General features: G+C 36.9%; 2 protein-coding genes. Both read right to left on the reverse strand.

What is annotated here, in order from left to right; genetic code table 11:
• Window positions 1–7: 7 nt before the first annotated feature.
• A complete protein-coding gene (locus tag ACNRYB_RS04495) occupies window positions 8–18,310 on the reverse strand; it encodes a T9SS type B sorting domain-containing protein (RefSeq protein WP_473729360.1) in 18,303 nt (6,100 codons plus the stop codon).
• A 123-nt stretch (window positions 18,311–18,433) separates the two neighbouring features.
• Window positions 18,434–22,963: a PorP/SprF family type IX secretion system membrane protein gene (locus ACNRYB_RS04500; protein WP_473729361.1), complete on the reverse strand. Its 4,530-nt coding sequence runs from the start codon at window positions 22,961–22,963 to the stop codon at window positions 18,434–18,436.

Raw genomic sequence — 22,963 nt, forward strand, 5'->3', positions numbered from 1 at the left:
AATTTTGTTATCTGTATAATGTGAAATGTCCAACAAACTCTCTTGGATCTTTCGGATCATTCAGTTTAAGAACATACCAGTAATCTCCTGTTGGTAATTCGTCTCCATGATATCTTCCGTCCCATTTTCCATTAACACGGTATTTCGCTACTACTCTACCATATCTATCATAAATATCGAACGTTAACTCTTTGTATGCTAATGCACCACAATCTGGACCAATTGTATCATTTTGTCCGTCACCATTTGGTGTAAAGTAGTTTGGCATACAGAAGTCATAGAATGTACCATGAACTGTTATTGTTTTCTCACAACCATTTTTATCTCTCACAATCACTACATAATCTCCTGTTTTGTAGATTCTATAGCTATTAGATGATGAGAATAATTCACCATTGAAGCTGTACTCGTAAGGGGCAACACCACCAACTCCTTGAACAACAATTGTATTGATGTCTTTGCTTTGGTTTGTTAAATCTACTGCATTTAACTCTGCAACTGCATCTACTTCAAATAAATCTGTTGTTACCTCACATCCGTTTTCATGTTTTACTGTAACGTAATGAGGCCCGGCAGCAACGTCTGTAAAAATATTACCAGGTTGGAAAGTTCCATTATCTAGAGCATACTTTATTAGTGTTGGATCTGTGTTTGACGGATCTATTGTTACCACAACCATGTTTGATTGAGCATTGTTCACACAATCATAATTTACTGCAATAGTAGGATTAAGCGTTACTGGCAATGGTACGTCTACTTCTACTTCTTGAGGACAGTTTCCGCCATCTTTCACAAACACTGTATAAGTACCTCCTGCAAGATTTGCAAATGTATGTTGTGTTCCGTTAACCGGTATATACGTACCATTAATATCATTTAAACTAACCATATAAGGAGGTGTACCGCCTGCAATGTCAATTGTAAATGCACCATTAAGTTCTCCAGCACATTCTTCTGGCTTCGTCATTCCAGGAGTTTCAACAACTGAAAGTGGTGCCAAAGGCTGTTTAACCTCAACTACTTCACTATCATAACATCCATGTTCGTCTGTTGCTATAACTGTATAGAAACCAGCTTTTAATTTCTCAAAAATGTTACTGTCAAAGAATTGATCATTTCTTGGTGAAATAGAATATTTATAGCTTCCTGTTCCGCCTTTACCATTTACTACAATTTGTCCATCATTACCACCAAAACATTTTACTGCAGTTGGGATAAATTCAGCTGAGAAAGCTTCTTGTGGCTGATTAATAGTAACATTCTCAGGTAAAGTTTGACAATCACCACTTTTCACCACTACTTGATAATCACCAGCTAAAAGCTTATCAAATCTACCTTCTGACTGTGGTCCTTTCAGTATGTTACCAGCACCGTCTAACAATGTGTATTCGTAGTTTCCTAATCCGCCTGAAGCATTTGCTACAATTACTCCAGTTGGTTCGTCACGACATAATACTACTGCGTGTTCTATATCTAAATTAGCTAACAACGGTTCAAGAGGGTTAATTGTAATTTCATTAGAAACAAAATCAACACATCCGTTAGCATCCTTCACATAGTACTTGTATACGCCTGGAGTAACATCAAACGAAACAGAACTTGTAAATGGAACTGTTGAATACGTTACATCATCACTACTATAAGTGTAAGGAGGTGTACCGCCCATAGCGCTTAAAGTAAGTTGAGTCTGTGTAAGACAAGTCATTTTTCTAGTTTCAGCCAAACTTGGTTTAACTTCAGAAGGCTCAGTAATTGTTATAGGAGCTGACTCCCCAACGCAATTAAATCCGTCAGTTACAGTAATCGTATAAGTTCCTGCACCTAAACCAGCAAATGAAGGTGTATTCTGAGGTCCTGAAGATCTTACAGGAGTAACTGAAGTAGTATTTAAAGTATATAAATAATTACTTCCTTGGCCACCTGTAACAGCAGTTACTGTAATAGTAGCGCTTAAATCTCCATTACATAATAATAATGTTTTGTCTGATGAAGCTGTAACCACTATTGGCGTAGGAACTGTCAATCTAACTTGATCAGTATCAACACAACCACCAGCATCTTTAACAGAAACCGTATACAATCCTGCTTTTAATCCTGTGAATATGTTTTGAGCAGAAAAATCTACCGTAACCGGACCATCTAATTTATATAAATAATCACCTGACCATCCGCCTTGAGCGCTTATACGGATTTCTCCATCATCACTAGTTGAAATACAAGTAATGTCTTTTTTAGACGCTAGAATTTCTAATTCTGTAGCTGGACCATCAATGCTAAATTCAGTTTGAACGTCACAGAAAGGAGAACCTAGCAATGTTGCAACAACAGTATACTTACCTCTTTTCAGATTCGAAAGTTTTAATTCTGTTGTTGTGGTTGCTCCATTTATAACTGATCCTGATTCATGTGTAATCACATAACTAAATCTACCTGCATCATCTTTTGGAGTTGGAATATTATCAACTAATGTTAATGTAATTGCTCCATCTTCATCACTATAGCAAGTAAGGTTCTTAATTTCAGAAGCTACAAATTTGAATGTATTTGGCTCATTAACAATATGGAATCTTTCGATACTACATCCTGTTATTGGGTTAGTAACTACAATTTTATAATTACCTACTTTCAAATTAGTCCATGATCCGTTTACACTTGATGTAAGTGGGTATGTATTACCATCTATTCCAATAATAGTATAAGTTAAAGTTGGCAATGTTCCTGTCGTAGCAATTGCAGTTACCTGAATCGCTTCGTCATTTTTACAATCAATCGGTGTAACATCAATTTTCAGATCAGCTATACCGATATAAGGATCGATTGTAACCGTAGCATATGTACCCTTACATCCATTAGAATCAAATACATTTACGATATAATCACCTCCTAAATAATCTGATTCAGTATAAGTGTTTCTATCATCATTTTGCACCTGAACTCCATTTCTGATGAATTCATATCTGATATAATCATTTGAACCACCTCTTACAGAACCTGGAGCTACAACAATTGTAGCGTTTCCTGCATTATTTGTTCCTGAAGAACAAATATATTGTGTAACCGCTGGCTGATCCACAACTATTAGCGCTGGTTGACCAACTGTAGCTGGTGCAGTTGCAGAACATCCTCTTCCAGAAATTACCGTTACAACGTAACTACCAAATGGTAAGTCATTGAAAATCGGGCTTTCTTGAGCTGGTCTAATTACAGGTCCAGAAAGACTGTACATGTATTTAGGATTATTGTTTGATGCTCCGATTGTTACCGAGATACTTCCATCTGCATATCCATTACAAGATGTAGGAGTTGCTGTTGCAACGATTCCTGTAACATCTGTTGGAATATCTATTGTTTCTTTAATCTCTATCTCACAATTTGTATTAACATCTCTTACTCTAAAGGTGTAAGTTCCAGGAGCTAATCCTGTAAATACAGAACTTGTACTTGTATTTACCCAGTTATCTTTTGTGTAAACATAACTTGGATTTGGTACTTTACCGCCAGAAGCGAATAAAGTTATTGTACCATCGGCAGCTCTACAAGTTGATATTTTTGTCACCTCTGAACGTACTGCAAGAGGCTCATAAATTATTACTGGAGCCGAAGCTGTTGTTGTACACTTATTAGCATCTCTTACAGTTACAGTATAATTTCCTGCAGCAGTAACTGTAAAGAAATTATCTCCTTGGAATTGTACTCCATCCAAACTATATTCTAGAGTACCAACACCATTTGCAGTAACATCGATTCTATAACCTGAAGCACTATAACATTGGCTTGCAACTGTAACATTTGTAATTGCAGGTTTTGGATCTAATGAAATATTTACTGTTTTAAACTTAGGACAACCGTTACCGTCTTTAACATAAACATCATACGAATCAAACAATGGTGCTACTTTAGTAGTTGCAATTGTTATAGTGTTTGCAGATGAATATTGACCAGCTGTTGGAACTGTTCCTGCTGGTACGAAAGCAAATGTAAATCCTGATCCAGGAGTTCCACCTACAATTGTAGAAGCATCAGCAGTAATAACTGCTCCGGCTGTCCAACAATTTTGGTTTTTAACTGTAACAGTCATAGTTGTTAAATCTAATACTGGCGGTTCAGTGATGTTTACATCAGCAGATGTAATATCACAATACGGATATCCAGTTTCAGTAATTACAACTGTGTACTTAGCGCCCACTGAAAGTCCGAAAGGAATTGTAAACGGATTTGCCGTTGCAGTAGCTCCAGATCCAGAAGCACCTGTAACCGCTACTCCATTGTTGTAAACCTGATACGTATATGGACCGCTATAATCAACAATGTTAAATGTTATTTTACCATCGCTTAAACCATTACAAGAAACTGACGAAGAAGCATTTGCAATAACTTTAGCAGTATTGAATACCGGTACTTCATAAGGATCAGTAGTAATAAAACATGATGTTGTCAAGTCAGTTATTTTAAACTGATAGAAATGACCAACAGTTGGAGCTGTATAACTAAATGTATTTCCAGTCACAGCATATGGACCACCACTTAATAAAACGCCATCCTGATATACTTCGTATTGGAAGTTAGCTGGACTTGCTCCACCATTGATTACAACATCAATAACTTCACCTGCATTGTTACAAGCTGCTTTTGTTCCTTGTGTAACAGTAGCTTTTTGCAATTTAGGGAATGGATCTATTGTAATCTGAACGTCATCAATACAGCCGTTTGCATCTTTAACATAATATGTTAGAGTTTGTGCAGATTCATTATCAATTACGACAAATGTATTGTCTGTTCCCCAATTTGTTCCGTTATTACTATAAGTATAATTTGGCCCTGCGCCATATTTACCTGTAACGGTAACAATTGTTTCATTAATATTTGTTCCTGTACAAGTGAATGGTGTAGCCTTAGCTTCAGCTTCAACTGCAACTGGAGGATTAATCACAACGCTTGTTGGATTATCACACATTCTGTCAGATATAACATTTACTGCATAAGTACCAGCACTTAATCCTGTAAACAACGGATTGTTTACTTGTGTTAATACTAAACCAAGAGTAGGTGCCGTACGTTGAACAGTGTATGTGTATGGTGGGTTATCATTACTTGTCGGTAAAGTGAATAAGATAGAGCCATTATCAACATTTCCTTGAGTTCCTGAACAGTAAGGAGACGTTGGTGTTGCAGTAAACGTAACTGCAGTAGGCGCTTTCATAATCACAGATCCCGCTGGCATAGGACAGCTATGAGCATCATACACTACAAAATCGTATGTACTTGTAATAGGCGAAACAACTGTATAATCAGAATATGTTCCGTTTACAAATGTAATTGGAGCAGAAGGTGCACCACCATTTATGGCTACAGTGTAGCTGTAAGGTGCATATCCACCAGATGCTTTTACTCTAATTGTTCCTGCAACAGGAGCCACACAGAAAATTTCTTTTTTAATTTCTGTCGAAGCATAAAGCTGCGATTCAATTGTAGTAATTGCAGTAGTACCCGTACATCCAAATTTATCTCTAACTGTAAATGTATAATCTCCAGGAGTTAAATTAACAAATGTATTGTTATTAATTTGCCATGTCTGACCACCATCAATACTATAATCATAAGTATCTGTTGGCAATGCGAAAGGCGATGTAGATGAAGCAATTACAACAATAGTTGCTTTGTCAGCAGCTGTATAACAATAATCTGTTGCAGGGTCAATAGTAGCTGTAGGAGGAACCGGTGTACTTAAATTAAATGAATCGGTTACCTCACAACCATTAGCGTCTTTTACAGAAACTTTATAAGATCCTGCAGGCCCTACTTGGTTAAGATTATCAAACTTACCATCTTTATTTGTTACAACTGTTAAATCTGGCTGAGTTAACGAATAGGTGTAATCACCCCAACCATCTTTAGCACTTACTACCACAGCTCCCAAAGTAGTACAACCTAATGGTGTAACAACTAATGGATTTAAAGCTAATGCAGCCGCTGGTTCTTTGATAATTACTGCATTTGAAATCGAAGGACATTTTGGATGGCCTGTCTCTTGAATATGCACGGTGTAATTATTTCCTGCAGGTAATCCGAAAGGAATAACAAATGGATTTGAAGTAGCAGTATCATGAGAACCACTTGCTCCAACTACCGCAGTTGCACCATCAAAAATTTGATAATCATATGCACCTGAGTAACCAGCGATGTTAATTTGGATAGTTCCGTTATTATCTGATATACATTTTACATCAGAAACCGTAGTAGCTGTTACGCTAATAAGATCGAATACGGGAACCTCATAAATATTAGATAAAATCTGACAACTTGTTACATTATCAGTAATTCTAAACTGGTATTTACTACCCGCTGTTGTAGCGTTGTAAGTAAATGGTGTTCCAAATGAATTTGTCAGAACTACATAACCGGTTCCATCAATCGAAACTTCGTATTTGAAATCAGCTGGAGTTGATCCTCCAACTACATCGATTTGAATTACTTCTCTACCGTTTTGACAATCAATTTGAGATCCTGCTAAAGGAGATCTTTTAGCTGTAGCTGAAATTAATTTTGGTAGTGGGTCTAATGGCGTAACTAAACCATTTGTTTTGTAAACACATCCATTAGCATCTTTTACCCAATAGCTAGGATTTTGGACACTTCCGTTTTCAGACAATTCAAATGTGTATTTATCGTCTGAAGGTATGCTATTACTTGTAAAATAATTAGTACCATCTTTACTGAAAGTAAATGTTCCAGTTCCTGTACCACCCGCCGCAGCGACAACAACTGTAGTTTTAGTAGGGTCAACTACACAACTAAATGGTGTTGCAGTAGCAGTTGCATAAACCGCACTTGGAGCAGGTACATTAGCAGGTACCTCAAATTCGCAACCTCTAGAAGAAATAACTTTAACCGTATAATCTCCTGCCGTTAAACCTGTAAAATAATTATTATTAACCTGTGTAATAGCAGGCCCTGCAGGTAAAACAGGCGTCAAGATAAATTTATAATCCGGGTTGTCATTAACCGCTCTTAAATTAACTGTAAGAGTTCCGTTATCATTTGTTCCTTGTGTACCATTACAATCTACTGGAGTTGTCGTGATATCACCTGGAACTAAATCTACAAGAGTTGGAACAAGTAAATCAACAACAACTGATTTAGTACAGCTTGTGTTTAAATCTCTTACCGTCACGGTATAATTACCCGCTGCTTGACCTACAAATACTGGATTGTTATTTTGTACTACATCTGGAGCTACTACTGTATTATTTTTTAAAGTGTATTCAAAATTAGTTGGTGTAAATCCACCAGTTACAACAGCAGTAATTGTACCGTCAGTATCCCTACATGTAGGCTCCGTAGTAAATTTAGCTGTTATATTTAAAGGTACAGCAATAGGGTTTAATGTTACTTTATTACCGCAACCATTAAAATCTCTAACTTCTACAGTATGATTTCCTGAATGAAGATTAGGTATAGAAAATGATGTTGAAGGCATTGGCATAAAATCAAGACCATCTAAACTGTAAGTATATGGAGCAATACCAAATGTTGTCATATTAACATCGATTACAAAAGAATCTTCGGCAGCACAAGCACTGTTTACCACAGCTGTAATTACAGGAGTTGGATCTAATTTCACTTCAACAAACTCTACCTGGATACAACCGTTTGCGTCTTTTACATAAACTAAATAGTGACCCCATTCTTTATTAAAAGTACTACTTGTATGAAGAGCTGGATCAAAAGAAGCAGAAAGCGCAGCATCGGTCACAGGTTTATCTGAACCATCGATTACACCAGCAACACCTGTATCAGCGAAAATTTGATATAAATAAGGAGCTGGTACCGTTATAGTTTTTGTAGGATCTGATGGATCAACAACTACTCTTGTAACCGTTCCTCCTTTTCCAAAAGCTTCAACTATACCTTGGTCATTTCCACAATTATCATTTTTAGGAGAACTAACCGTTAATGTTAAAGGAACAACTGATTCACTGATTGTAAAAGTTTTAGACGTATTCATACAAACTACAGTTGAAGTATTATCCAATTCTGTAAATAAGATATAATATGTCCCTGGAACCAGTGGTCCTACATTGGTTGCCGAATTACTTGGTAATGTCACAATGCCACCAACTGAAGGAATCACTAGTGTATTACTTTGCGAATTGTAAACATCGTATTTAACTGCTGTTGTTGTTGGTTGTGTGCCAGTAAACGTGAATGACACATTTCCATCTTTAGCCCCTTGACAAGTTACATTAGCAGGTGTTACATTAGTTTTTAAAGTAGATGACGTCAATGTCGGAGCTTCCGCTTGTTTAAAGAAATAACACTCTGTCGTTTCATCATAAACGATAAATGAATAGGTAACGCCTGGAAGTAAACCATTGAAAGTAGACTGTGTAAATCTCGGATCTGCCGGATTAGTTGAATCTGCATCTTGGTAAGATCCCATATTATCCGCGTATTTATATGGCGGCGTAGACGCTGAATTTATCGGATATAGGGCAAAATGATATGGCCCACCAACAATCGCTGTATTTACAGTCACAATAAGACTTGCTGTTGTACATGATTCTGTTCCTGCTTTAACCTCAATTTTTAAATCTTCTGGTTTTGATGCCATTGAGATTGTTTTGGTAATAGAACAACCATTTTTATCAGAAACCGTTAATTGATAAATACCAAAATTTAAAATATTAAAAGTATAATCTCCTCTAACATCTGAGATTGCATGCGGCGCAACTTGTGTTGGATCTCCAACATTATTTGTCAAAGTATACGTAAATGGTCCTAATGGAGCTGTATCACTTGAACCTCCTGTAAAATTCTTAACTGTAATAGATCCGTAAGAAATTCCACTACCGCTAGAATCACAAGTCATAGGCTTAACATCTGTATCGAAATCAATTTTCTTTGGCTGATTAATAGTTGTCGTTTTCTCAATATAACAACCTTTATCGTCAGTCACTCTTACTGTATAATCACCAGCTGGAAGACCAGTAGTTTTTGTACCATAAGAAGTTGAAGTAGTCGTATTGTAAACAGAGATCGTATAAGGAGCTGCTCCTTTAGTCTTGTCAATTGTTACCGTGATAGAACCCGTTGCATCTCCGTTACATAAAATAGTTGAATTAGGAGTTAATGTAAAATCAGGATCTGTTCTTGGCCCTACAATAACGGTAGAGGTCAGGCTACATTTAGCATCTGATGAATCCGTTAGAGTAAATACATAAGTTGTATTTCCAACTTGTGGAGGATCTACAGGATCTATATAAGTAAACGTTGTACCTGTTACTGGTATAACTGTTGGATCTAATACTCCATTTTTAGTTACAGTATAAGAATAATTAAGTTTTCCTCCTGAAACAATACCATTTATCTCGGTATTCTGAGTAAGACAGTTTGCTGATTTACTTAAAGTAGCATTGAATTTCAATTCAGATTCAATATATACTGCTGACAATGGTAAAATACAACCCGTTGCCATATCTTTTACTTTAACAATATAGTTTCCTGGCTCCAAATTAGGGAATGTACCACTAACTTGATATGTACCATCATTAATATTGTATCTGTAGGTTGGAGACACAACTGTAGGTGTAACTACAATTGTCGCTTTACCAACTGAATCATAACATAAATCTGAGGCTGTTAAATCGATACTCGCACTTGGCAATACTTTTGCACTAACAGTAAATGTATCTGTAACAGTACATCCGTTTCCATTCAAATCTGTAACAGAAATACCATAAGTACCTGACTGAGTAATATTGGCAAAAGTTGAATTTGCTTGAGGTCCAACTACAGTTCCATCAGGCTGAGTTAACGTATATCTATTGTTACCCCATCCTCCTGTTGTATTAATAACTATTTTACCATTATTTGGAGAACAAGTAATAGGTGTAATTGATGGTGCTAAAAGAACCAATGGCTGTGCAGGCTCCTTAACTTCAAGAACTTTTGTTGCAGAACAAGTAGTTGTTGAGTTTGTAACTTTAAATGTATAAGTATCTGCAGATAGCCCAACATAATCAATAACATTTCCTGTTTTTGTAGATTGAGCAATTGGTACAAGTGCATTTAAACTGTTTCTTAGTTCGTAAGTATACGTTGCACCTACATTACCAGAAACTGTAAAACTAAGCTTACCATCTGACGCCCCTTTACAAATTACATTTGAAATCACTGAACCGTTGGCAATCGGTAATTCAACTTTTTCAATTTTGTAATCGCCAGTCGTTGTACATTTATTAGCATCTGTAACTTTAAAAGAGTAGTTACCTGGAGCTAAATCTTTAAATACATAAGACTGAGCAGTTACACCAGTTGCAACAGCAACTGCTGGAGCAGGAACTGCATCAGTTGATGTAATTTCAACTTTGAATGGTCCTACACCTCCTGTATAAGATACTGTTAAATCTGTATCTAGTTCTGTAGCCTTACAAGAGATAAGATTAGCTTGCGAAAAAGCCATATTTGATGGCGGATTCAACGTATTAACCACTGGTGAAACCGGAATTCTATAAGGGCAATTATTTGCATCAAATACATCAACTGTAACTGGACCAGAAGTGCTAGTCGTGTAGGTATTTGATGTTCCTGCTGGTAAAACACCATTGAAACTATATCTGTATTTATCAGTTCCACTATATGGTGTTCCTGGCAATATTACCGTAACTGTAATAGTAGCAGCTTGTGTAGCATTTGCTGGTCCACAAGTTAATGGTACGCTAACTTCGGCTTTAGCAGTTAATTGTGGCGGATTTGAAACAGTCGTTTTTGCCGTTACAAACTGACACTTTTTAGCATCAGTAACTCTAAACCAGTAATCTCCAGCCGTAGCATTAGCATATGTCTTGCTAGTCATAGCAGTAAATGGTCCTGTAGAAGAAACTGTCGAAACTTCATAAGTATATGGAGGTAAACCTAAACTAGCATTTACCGTAATAGAACCATTGTTTCCATTATAACAAGTAGGATTTGTTGGTGTAGCAGTAGCTGTTGGAGATACTCTAGCCGCGATATTTTGCGTTACTGTAGTTCTACATCCTTTACTGTCAAAAATTTCAAATTCATAAGTTGCAGCCGCAGCACCTGTAGTTGTTTGGTACGTAAATGTAGTCGCACCAGCTCCTACTGGAATATTAGGGCCGGTAAATCCACCTCCATTTGTATTTACTCTGTAGCTATAATCTGGATAACCATCTTTTATAGAAACTTCAATAATTGCATTTGGGTTTGTAGCATCACAAGTTAAATCTTTTACTAAAGGATTTAATTTCGCTGATATTGGTGCATTAATTGTTGGCACAGTTAAATCAGTATAACATCCTGTAGAGGTATCTATAACTCTAATAGTATGGCTAATTCCAGGAGTTACTCCTGTAAAAGTTCCATTGTTTTGAGCTGTACCGTTATCTAATTTGTACATATAATTAGGAGCACTATTAGGCGATACTACAATTTTTGCTCCATTACCTGTTACACAGAAATCTGAGTTTGTAAGATCAATGCTTGCAGTTGGATTAACTTTATCATTAATTGTAAAAGTTCCCGTTACAATACAACCTTTTAAATCTTTTACAGAAACAGAATAAGCACCAGCATTTAAATTAGAAAATACATTCATTGTTTTCGTAATTGCTGACCCTGCTGGAGAAGTAGGTGTAACTGTATATTCATAAGTTCCCCAACCTCCGACTACATTAATTGTCGCTTTTCCTTTATTATCACAAGTTACGTGTTCTAATGTTGATGGATTTAACACCAATGCAGCAGATGGAGCCGCAATCGTAACTGTTTGAGATTGTTTACAAGTTGTATCCGTGTTTGTTACTACAATTGTATGAAGCCCTGCACTTAAATTTGATACAGGAATTTCAAATGAACTTCCCGCTGCAGGAGATATTCCATTAACTGGTGCTAAAGCATCTACTTTATAACTATAGGCAACATTGTTTCCTAATCCTGTAACTGTAAAGATAGCAGAACCATCAGTTGAAGTAGAACAACTAATATCATTCTTAGATGTAGAAGATACTGTGAATACCGGTAATGAAGGTACATCAAGTATTTGTTCATACACACAGAAATTAGCATCTCTAACTTCAAAAGTATATGTTTTACCTGCTGCCAATCCAGTAAAAGTATTACTAGTTTGGTAAGTAGAAGTACCTGGAGGTACAGGAAGTTTTATTCTATATTCTAAACCAGCCGTAGGTAAAACAACTCCAGAAGCATTAACAACATTTGTAATCGTTACATCTGTTGTGTTGCTTGGACATTTAACCGCCGTTGGTGTAAGTGTCATTCCTTTTGGAGGATTCAACGCATTAATAGTTCCAGCAACTTTTGTTATTGGACATGATTTACTGTCTGTTGCTGTTACTTCATAAGTTCCTGCAATAGTTAAATTATTAAATATACCAGTAGTATTAGTTTCTATAGTAGTGCCAGTAGTTGTATTTTTTAATACATAAGTAAAGCCACCGTTTCCGTTACCTGCGCTTGCTGTAATAGTAGCCGCATTAGTGGTACAATTGTAAGGCGTTGTAATAGAAGCTGTAAGTGTAACAGCAGCTGGTTGAATTACATAGAATGTATATTGCTGTTGACATCCTAAGGCATCTTCAACAATATAAGTATATTTAGTACCAGCACCAACAGAACCTGCTAATGAACCGTAACGAACAGGTGATGTCGTTACTGTTGTAAAAGCTCCTGTACCATTAAATTGGATCTTAAATGGTGCAACACCATTTTGTGGCGTAATATCAACATAACCATCTCCTTTGCCAAAACAAGTAACTGGATTTACAGAGTGACTAGCAGTAACTGCAACTTTAGCAAGCACTTCTTTTTCTACAGTAATAGGACAACCGTTTTTGTCTTTAATAGCAAATACATAAGTCGCAGCTGTTGTAGCAGAATAAGAAAATGTTGGACCAGCAGTAGTACCATTATTTACTAGTACCACACCTGTTCCTTTATTTGTAACAGTATAAGTATAAGGTGCTGTTCCGCCATCTATAGTAACATCTATAGTAGCATTTGCAGCAGTACCTGTTTTACAAGATAATGGAACACTAATATCAGCTTTCGCTGTGATCGCTTTATTAATAGTTTGACTTGCTGTAATCGCATCACATTTATTATCATCTAAAATTAAAAATTGGTATGTACCTGTTCCTTTAGCGATATAATCAAAAGTTGGCCCGTTAAAAGTTGAACTTGGATTACTGTATGTTACACCTCCATCAGTACTTACTTGATAAGTATAAGGCTTAAGACCGCCAGATACACTAACTCTAATAGTAGCATTGCTACCATCAAAACACAATCCTACATTAGAAACTATTGATGCCGTTGGTTTACTTGGTGCACTAATAACCAAGTCTTTATTCATCGCAACGTTACATCCATTTGCATCGGTACCCGAAACGATGTAAGTTCCAGCAGGAACATCATCTATTTTCCAAGTCGTAGTTGGGAATGTTTTTATATATGACGAATTTTTATCTTTAAGTGTAACCACATAATCTGGAGTTCCTCCTGCAACAGTTGCTGTTACAGTTGCCCCTTTACACGTAGCAGCCGATGCACTTGCATTTACTACAAATGCTGCTGGCGACGTAATTGTAGTTGGAATATCGAAACTACAAGAAGATGCATTATTTGCAAAACGTACTTTAATATTATATGTTCCTTCACCCTTATCATTAAAGGTAACTGGAGAAGTCGTAGATTTTACCCAAGTTGGATTAGTGGCATTTCCATTTAAAGTATAATAGAAACCATTTACAGTATCGAAGTTTTTAGCTACAATACTGAAAGTACCGTTTTTATCTCCTTTACATTTAACTCCGTTCACACCTACTACCTCTGCAGAAAATTCTTGTCCGCTTTTAACTTGTAGATTTAAAATCTTATCCTGCAAACATGATTTTGGCAACTGACGCACCCAAATATCGTCGATAACTAAATCGTTTCCATTAAATACTTCACTTCCTGAACGTACCACAAAAGTTAAATTGGTATTTGGTCCAGGATTTAATTTAATGCTAATCGGAACCCATTTTTTTCTATCAGGATGATTAAAACCAGGCGCAATTTCACCTGTATCATCTCTCGCTACTACATTACCTTTAGAATCAATTAATTCAATTCTAATAATTGGCGCAGCACTGTTGTAGGTTGGCATTAACAAATTACCTACGTAAAAATCTACAATTACATCCTGATTAGGTATAACATCTACAATTGGTTTACTATATAAAATACCATATTTTCCAGCAGCATTCCCAACATTTACTAATAAATATCTACCCTCAGGATCTCCTGTGTTATCTAAATTATTTGGGTTTGTAGTATGATCTTTATAGTGGAACCAAGCTCCAGAATTATTACTATTTGGGTCGTCTCCTCTCCAGAAGAAACTCGCTACAGAATATTGATTATCTTCAACAGATTGACTAGGAACTCCGTAAGGATCCAAACAAGTAAAAGGTTTCGTTGTTCTCTGGTCATTAAAACAATAAGCAGCTGCAATTCCGGGTGCTGTTGTTGGTGGTCCGCTTCCAAAATCTTCTTTTAATAAATTACTAAAAGTTGGAGCAGATACTAAATTGTACTCTACTTTAATTTTATAATCTCCAACCGGAATATCTTTAAAGATATTAGCCGGAGAATTTGTATTTAAAGTATAAATGTAATTAGAAGGGTTTGCCGGATCTGGTTTACCTAAATAGTAAGAATAGCTATAGTTTGGATTTGCATCGGCATTTACCGTTACTGTAGCTGTACCTTGTCCTTTACAATTATAAGTTAAAACAGGCTCACTAAATATTGGATCAGCAGGTTTTTCTTCTAAAATAATACCTGACATTGGGAAAATACATCCAGCCGCATCTTTAATATATAATGTGATAGGAGATGTGCTTGGGTTTATGTAAGCAAAATTCTCTTTAATGTAAGTAATTCCACCGTCAAAACTATATCGGTACAAATCTGGTGCAGGAAAAGGCACACCACCTTGAGGATTGGTAATTCTCACCATACCCTGTTTAGTATTCCCTGTCGGGCCACAACCTGATAATTCAGCAACACCTGCAGAAGCACTTAGCGTAGCTGATGGTCCTGTGATCGTAATATTTTTTTCTGGGTCAGTACAATCTACTCCGTTAATTGTATACTTTACAGTAACTTTATAATTTCCAGCTGGTAAACCTGTTGTTGGCAAAGATGTATATGCACCGCCAGCAACTCCAGCAATACTATAAGAAACAGTATAACCAGAATTTGCAGGAGTAACTGTTATCGAAATTTCTCCTTCTTTAGCATTATAACAGCTTAAATTTTTCGAATTTATAGTAACTGTTGGTTTAGCAATAGGATTTACTGAAAATGTCGGAATTGTATAGCTACAATCATTACTGTCAGTAACTATAATGCTGTAGTTACCTCCTGGGTCTTTAACCGTGATTTTATTCTCAGAAACGTACGGTTGCCCGTTTATAGAGTAAGAATAAGGTGCAGTACCGCCTTTAGCATTTATTGTAATTTCTCCATCTGAACATGCTGTTAGTGATTTTACATCATAAGTCGCAGTAAGTTCATCTGGTGCAGTTATTTTTACATCACTTACATTAGTACAACCATCATCTGTCGTTACGGTAAGTACATAGTCGCCTGGAAGTAAATCAAATTTTGCACTATTTTTAGAAGCAGGTCCTACACTTTGAACTGTTGTACTGCCTTGTTTGATAACAAAAGTATAATTTGGGTTGGCATTATTTGCTGCAACTTCTAAACTACCTTTATCACCCGCACAAAGAGGTTGTGTTATTACTTTCTGAACATCAACATCTAGTTTTCTTATAAGAATCTTTTCAATTGTAAAATCACATGGAAAAGTAGTAACATTAGTTTGTCTAACATGTATAGTATAAGAACCTTCAGTACTTATTGGAAATATATTACTTGACTGATATGCTCCGATAGGTCCATTAGGATCTTTGCTTATTGCATACTCATATCCAGCTGGAACATCTTCAACAGTAATACTACCATTTGTAGAACAAATAATATCAGTATGTTTTTCTTTTGGAGTTAATGGGTTTTGATAAACATCAAAATAAAAACGATTGAAACAAACTCCGCCTTTATAAGTAACGGTTAATCTGTATCTTCCTTTTGCATTTGCTATATAATCAGCACCTCTTCCTACTTCTTCCCATTTACAAAGTTCACTCGGATTTCCAGTACTTGCCAATGCTTCGTTCGGACAATTTTTCCCTGTTGATACAGTACAGCTACCTTCAATAAAACGTTCCCACACTATGCTGGAAGCATCCGTGATACTAGTTTTTATTTCTTTTTTATCATTACCACCGCACAAATAAATGTTTGGAAATGGTTGACCAGTATCGGCACAAGTTAAGACTTCACTTGCAAAAGGTATCACAGGATTTGTACTTGTACTTTTGAAACGAGTTACCACAAAAGATTGAGAGATAGATCTACATGGTGCTTGTGCCAAGTTATACACATAATATGTTCCTTCTTTGGTCACATTAAATGGATTTCCTTCGCCTATTTTAATTGTCATTTGAGGATCACTATACCATGTATATTTATCGTATCCCTTCGCTGGAATAAGATCAACACTATCTGTACATAAAGTGACATTCTCTGTATATTGGCAACCGTCTACACCTACTAAAAAGTTTGTAGCTTTTGGTGTTACAGCACATCCTTCTGTCGAATTAACACTTCCTTGAGGATCTCTCTCATCGATAGAAAAATTGGTATTTTCTTTTCCTTTGTAAGTAGCAAAAGCCTGGTTATCGATACTGTTAGAACAAGCCTCACTTAGTGAATGACAATCAGGAACTACCTGCACCTTGAAAGCAATAGTACTTACGGTAGGATTATTCTTTGTTATTAATTTAGGATCTGTTACCTCAAAAACAATTTTTCTAGTAACTGGGTCATAAGGTGTTTTAACTATTATTCCATCTGGTAAAGGAAGCAAGTCATTTTTCTGATTAAAAATAACGTTTATTGGCAACTGGTCGGTAATAATTAAAGAAGTTGCATCGTCATTACCTTTGTTTTGAATACTAATTTCATAACGCAATTCCTGACCAAGAGTCACATTCTTTCCTCCGATATCCTTTCCGTCTGTATCTTTTACAATTTTGGTCAGTGCAATTTGAGGAGCTATAACTTCTACGTTAAAAGCATTAAAATAAACACCATAACCATCTCCACTGGTGGTTAGCCTTAAATTAGCACTTGTACTGTTATTTGCAATAATTTTATTATCGGCATTATTCAAATTGATAATACCTGCATCAAACCCAAGTGTATTTGTACTGGCTGGATTTCTTTGGAGATTAATCCCATTAAGATCATTAATAACACTACAAAAGAAATTGTCTTTTTTACGCTCGGTTGTGTAAACCTGTGTACCATTAACAGAATAAGTATCATTCGGCGTATTTGCATCACCTTCTAAAGCTGCAAAAGCTAATTTTACTTTTACATTACCTGTTGGAATGGTTTTAAAGCCTGAAACTGAATAAGTCAAAGGAGTACCGTTAGCTTTAATCCAGCTAAACCCATCATAAGCCGTAATATATTTTGCACTTGAGTTTGGATCTTCATAAATAACAAACAAGGACCATCCTGCGGCATATCCTCCATTGCTTAGTCTACCGCGAGCAGAATTAATATTTGCTACAGTATATTCTCCTTCAGGATTTTTTGAAGCTTTTAATAAGTCTGTTACGTTATAGTAATAAGCATATGGTATTTGGTCACCATTTGTTGTCTTAGGATTACCAGTGTAATAATCATAAATTACCGTTCCAGTAATATTATTATAAGTTGTTTCGTTAGCAAGCTTAAACTTTATATTACCTAATTCACTACGAATTACTGATTTGTTATCTAAAGAAGCTTGTGTATAAACACCGGACCAATACAATCCAGCATACACAATATTATAACAAGCTCTACTCGCATCCGGCACCTTTAAAGTTGCAGAACTTGAACTAAAGGTATCAGGATCATTATCAATATCAATATATTGCATGTTCTCTGAATTATTATCTGTAGTTCCCGTAAAAGCATCGTTTGCATACTCTTTGGCTTTACCGTTATCTCTATTAACAATACTATTACCAATAAGCATCATATCTCCTCTAATACTCGTATCAAACCTTGGAGTAAAAGGTACATGATTTTGTGCAAGCATTAGACAACTTTGCAATAAAAACAAAGTCAATAAAATCAATCTTACGTTAGTAGGCTTTCTCATAATCTTCTTTTTGTTTACTTACATTTTATCCTCTAAGGGGCGTTAGTGAATAAAAAAATTTGTATTTGATAACATTTATTTTAAAGTCTCTCTTCCCTTTTTTAAGAGAGACTAGTGCTTTTACTAATTCTCCACTTTTACAATGGCCATTTTACCATTGTATGGTTTACTACCTTTTGCATCTAGTGCTTTTGTTGCCTCTTGTAAACCGTCGTATTTCTCATAATAGATATAGTACTTACTTGTAGCTACATTATAAAAGAAATTAATATCTGAACGTCCTGCAGCGACTGCTTTTGTTAAGAACTCATCTCGTTTCTCAACACTATTGTGAACTGCAACAATTAAATAATAGCCATTATCAGAGTTTTTAATATTCTTGATAATTTGCATATTTGACTGCTCTTCACCAAAATCAAAATCACTTGCTTTTAACGGTGTACTGCTTAGTTTAGTTGTCTCTTTTATACGTTTAAGAGAGGCAACGTCCTGAGCATATCTTCCTTCATCATTCTCATAAGCTGCACGTTTAATTCGACGTTTACGCTCAATTTCAGTCTCTGTTTTAATACGCTCTAAATCGGCAATTAAAGCAGCACCTTCTCTTTCCATTTTCAACTGAGCCGCCTTCAATTCGTTTATTTTTTCAAGATATGCTTTATTCAAAGGATCATCTTTAGGGAACTTTTTAAGCCTCTCGTTATAAAGATTTGTCAGTTTTGCAATCTCATTCTTCATGCTGTTATTTGCATCAGCAATCTGAACTTTCAATGCCTCAATCTGGCTATTTTCTGCCGCTACACTTTTGAATGGCTTTGGCTCTCTATAAATACCTTTTTCACTTAAATCATTCTCTTCTTTTAAATCGTTCAAGTCTTTTTGCTTATTCGCAACAGTTGCCTTAAACTGATTTAATAAATCTGTTTGAATGTTACTTGTTCCTTCAACAGATTGTGTCAAGTTTTCAATAGCTTTTCCAGTATCATCCTTCGCTTTAGCTGCTAATGCTGCTGCCTCCGCATCAGCTTTGGCTCTCTCTGCAGCTAATCTTGCTTGGCGTTCCTCTTCTTCTCTCAAGCGTCTTGTTTCTTCTTCAGCTTTCAACTTCTCTGTAGCTTCTGCGTCTGCTTTGGCTTTTGCTTCTGCCAGAAGTCTTGCTTGTTCAGCTTCCATATCGGCTTTGGCTTTTGCTTCAGCTGCCAATTTCGCTTGAAGCGCCTCTGCGTCTGCTTTGGCTTTAGCATCAGCGGCTAACTTCGCTTGACGAGCTTCTTCATCCAATCTTGCTTTTTCTTCAGCTGCCTGTTTAGCTTTTAATGCTTCTGCATCAGCTTTGGCTTTTGCATCAGCGGCTAACTTCGCTTGACGAGCTTCTTCATCCAATCTTGCTTTTTCTTCAGCTGCCTGTTTAGCTTTTAATGCTTCTGCATCAGCTTTGGCTTTTGCATCAGCGGCTAACTTCGCTTGACGAGCTTCTTCATCCAATCTTGCTTTTTCTTCAGCTGCCTGTTTAGCTTTTAATGCCTCTGCATCAGCTTTGGCTTTTGCATCAGCGGCTAACTTCGCTTGACGAGCTTCTTCATCCAATCTTGCTTTTTCTTCAGCTGCCTGCTTAGCTTTTAATGCCTCTGCATCAGCTTTGGCTTTTGCATCAGCGGCTAACTTCGCTTGACGAGCTTCTTCTTCTTGCAATTTTTTCGCTTCAGCTTCTGCTTTCGCTTTTGCGGTAGCTTCGGCATCTGCTTTTACTTTTGCATCAGCTAATAATTTTGCCTGTAAAGCTTCCATATCAGCTTTTGCTTTGGCATCAGCTGCAAGTTTCGCTTGAAGAGCTTCGGCATCGGCTTTGGCCTTAGCTTCGGCTGCTAATTTAGCTTGACGTGCTTCTTCTTCTACTCTTGCTTTTTCTTCTGCAGCTTGTTTAGCCTGCAATGCTTCTGCATCAGCTTTAGCTTTTGCTTCTGCAGCTAATCTTGCTTTTTCTGCTTCAGCGTCAGCTTTGGCTTTTGCTTCGGCCGCTTGTTTCGCTTTCAATGTCTCAGCATCAGCTTTAGCTTTTGCATCAGCTGCTAACTTAGCCTGACGTGCATTTTCCTCTTCTTGCAATTTTTTCGCTTCGGCTTCAGCTTTTGCTTTTGCCGTAGCTTCTGCATCAGCTTTTACTCTAGCATCTGCAATTAGTTTAGCTTGTAAAGCTTCCATATCAGCTTTGGCCTTAGCATCGGCTGCCAATCTCGCTTTCTCAGCCTCGGCGTCTGCTTTTGCTTTTGCTTCAGCTGCCAATCTCGCTTTCTCAGCCTCGGCATCTGCCTTAGCTTTTGCTTCAGCTTCTAATTTTGCTTTTTCCGCTGCTTCTGCATCAGCTTTAGCTTTTGCATCTGCTACAAGTTTAGCTTGAAGTGCCTCGGCATCAGCTTTCGCTTTAGCTTCAGCCGCTAATTGGGCTTGTCTGGCTTCTTCTGCTTGTTTTATTTTCAGTGCTTCAGCATCTGCTTTTGCTTTTAATTCTGCAGCTATAATTGCTTGTCTTGCTTCAGCATCTGCTTTTGCTTTTGCTTCTGCGGCTAATTTTTCTTTAAGCGCTGCTTCTTCTGCGGCTTTGGCTTTTGCATCTGCAGTTAATTTTGCTTTGTTAGCGGCATCAATTGATGCTTTTGTTTTAGCTTCTGCCGCAGTCTTAGCTTTTGCTTCTGCTGCTAGTCTTGCCTGCAATGCATCTGAATCTGCTTTTGCTTTTGCATCTGCAGCTAATATTGACTGCATATCTGCTGCTTCTGCTTTGGCTTTTGCATCGGCTTTACGTTTTGCTTCAGCAGCGTCAGCTTTGGCTTTATTATCTGCAATTAATTTTAATCTTGCTGCTTCTGCGTCAGCTTTCGCTTTTTCAGCCGCTGCTAATCTTGCTTGTCTTGCTGCTTCAGCATCTGCTTTTACTTTTTCAGCAGCTGCTAATCTCATTTTTGCCGCAGCTTCTGAGTTTGCTCTTGCTCTTTCTATAGCAAGCTGTGCAGCTGTTTTTTGCTGTGTAGGCGCAGCTGCATTTGCTGCCGCTGCTTTAGCTTTTGCCTCTTCTGCGTCGGCTTTCGCTTTATCAGCTGCTGCAACTTTTGCTTGTAAAGCTTCTGCATCGGCTTTTGCTTTAGCGTCAGCTGCTAATTTTATTTTTAGTGCTTCCGCATCAGCCTGCGCTTTATCTGCAGCTAACTGTTCTGGTGTTTTTTGTACAACCGCTCCAGATTTATTTGCTGCTGCTTGTGCTCTTGCAGCTGCCGCCGCATCTACTCTTGCTTTATTATCAGCAGCTAGTTTTATTCTGCGTTCTTCTGCATCTGCCCTAGCTTTATCTGCAGCAAGTTGGGCTTGTGTTTTTTGTGTTTCAGCCAAAGCTTTATTTGCCGCTGCAGTTTGTGCTCTGGCTGCCGCTGCTGCATCAGCTTTCGCTTTTGCCTCTGCAGCTAATTTTATTTTAACAGCCTCTGCATCGGCCTTCGCTTTATTGTCTGCTTCTAATTTTGCTTTTGCTGCAGCTTCTGCATCTGCTCTAACTTTTTCGGCTGCCGCAAGTCTTGCTTGTTTTGCTTCAGCATCTGCTTTTGCTTTTGCTTCTGCTGCTAATCTGTTCTTTTCGGCGATTTCTGCTCTGTTGACTTGAGTCGCTTCTGATTGCGGTTTAGCTGGCACTGGTTTTGATTTTGACGGATCAACTAGAGATCCTTCATCATCATCTCCGTAATAGTAATTTCTATTTTTGAATTTATAAGCAATGGCAAATTCATGAGAACCTCCCAAATTTGAGAAATTACCCATTCCTCTTTCATAATTATATTCAATAGCAATACTTGGCGTTATATTAACTCCAAGTCCTGCAGAAACTCCATATAATGTGTTATATCCAGCCTGTGCCCAAACTCCCTGCTGAAGTGCCAGCATAGCAAGTCCAGAAATGACTGTTTTATCTTTTTTGATTTCTGTTCTAACAATTCCAGAAAATTTACTTCTGTCAAAAAAACCATAACTGTCAATATATCCAGTATACATAGCATGCAATTGAATAGCTCTTTCTGGATCTTCTTTTACCATTCCAGATCCGAAATTATAAAGCACTAAATTGTTAATTGCTAATCCGAAATCTAAAAATTCTGTACCATAGTTAATTCCAGGATTTACAGTCAGCAATGTGCTTTTTGGAAAATCTCCAGTTAAAATAGTGGAATCATCTGATATGATTTTTCCTGTATTGATACCACTTTGATAGATTCCAACATTTAATCCAAAAGTCAAATTACTATCCTCTTGTAAAACGATGTTGTGAGCAAAATTTCCAACTCCACCAAAAACAGTCATCAATCCATAATTCTGCTGAAATAGGCCAACAGCAAATGCTTCATTCTCTCTAAATCGTCCAGAATAATTAGCTAAATACGTCTGCGGAGCATTTTCAAACTGCACCCATTGCCTTTTATTATAAAAACTTGCATATGGGTTTGATTCTCTAACGAAACTAAATGTTGGGTTAATTAAATATCTATTAAACTTTAAAGAATTTCTAATGGGTAATGAAAACGAAACAACTCCATCCTCAGAAGCGTCTTGAGAATAGAGTACATTTGATAAACCGTAAAATAACGTGATGAATAGTAAAAGTTTCTTCAT

It is taken from the genome of Flavobacterium sp. CR10, from assembly GCF_055814415.1.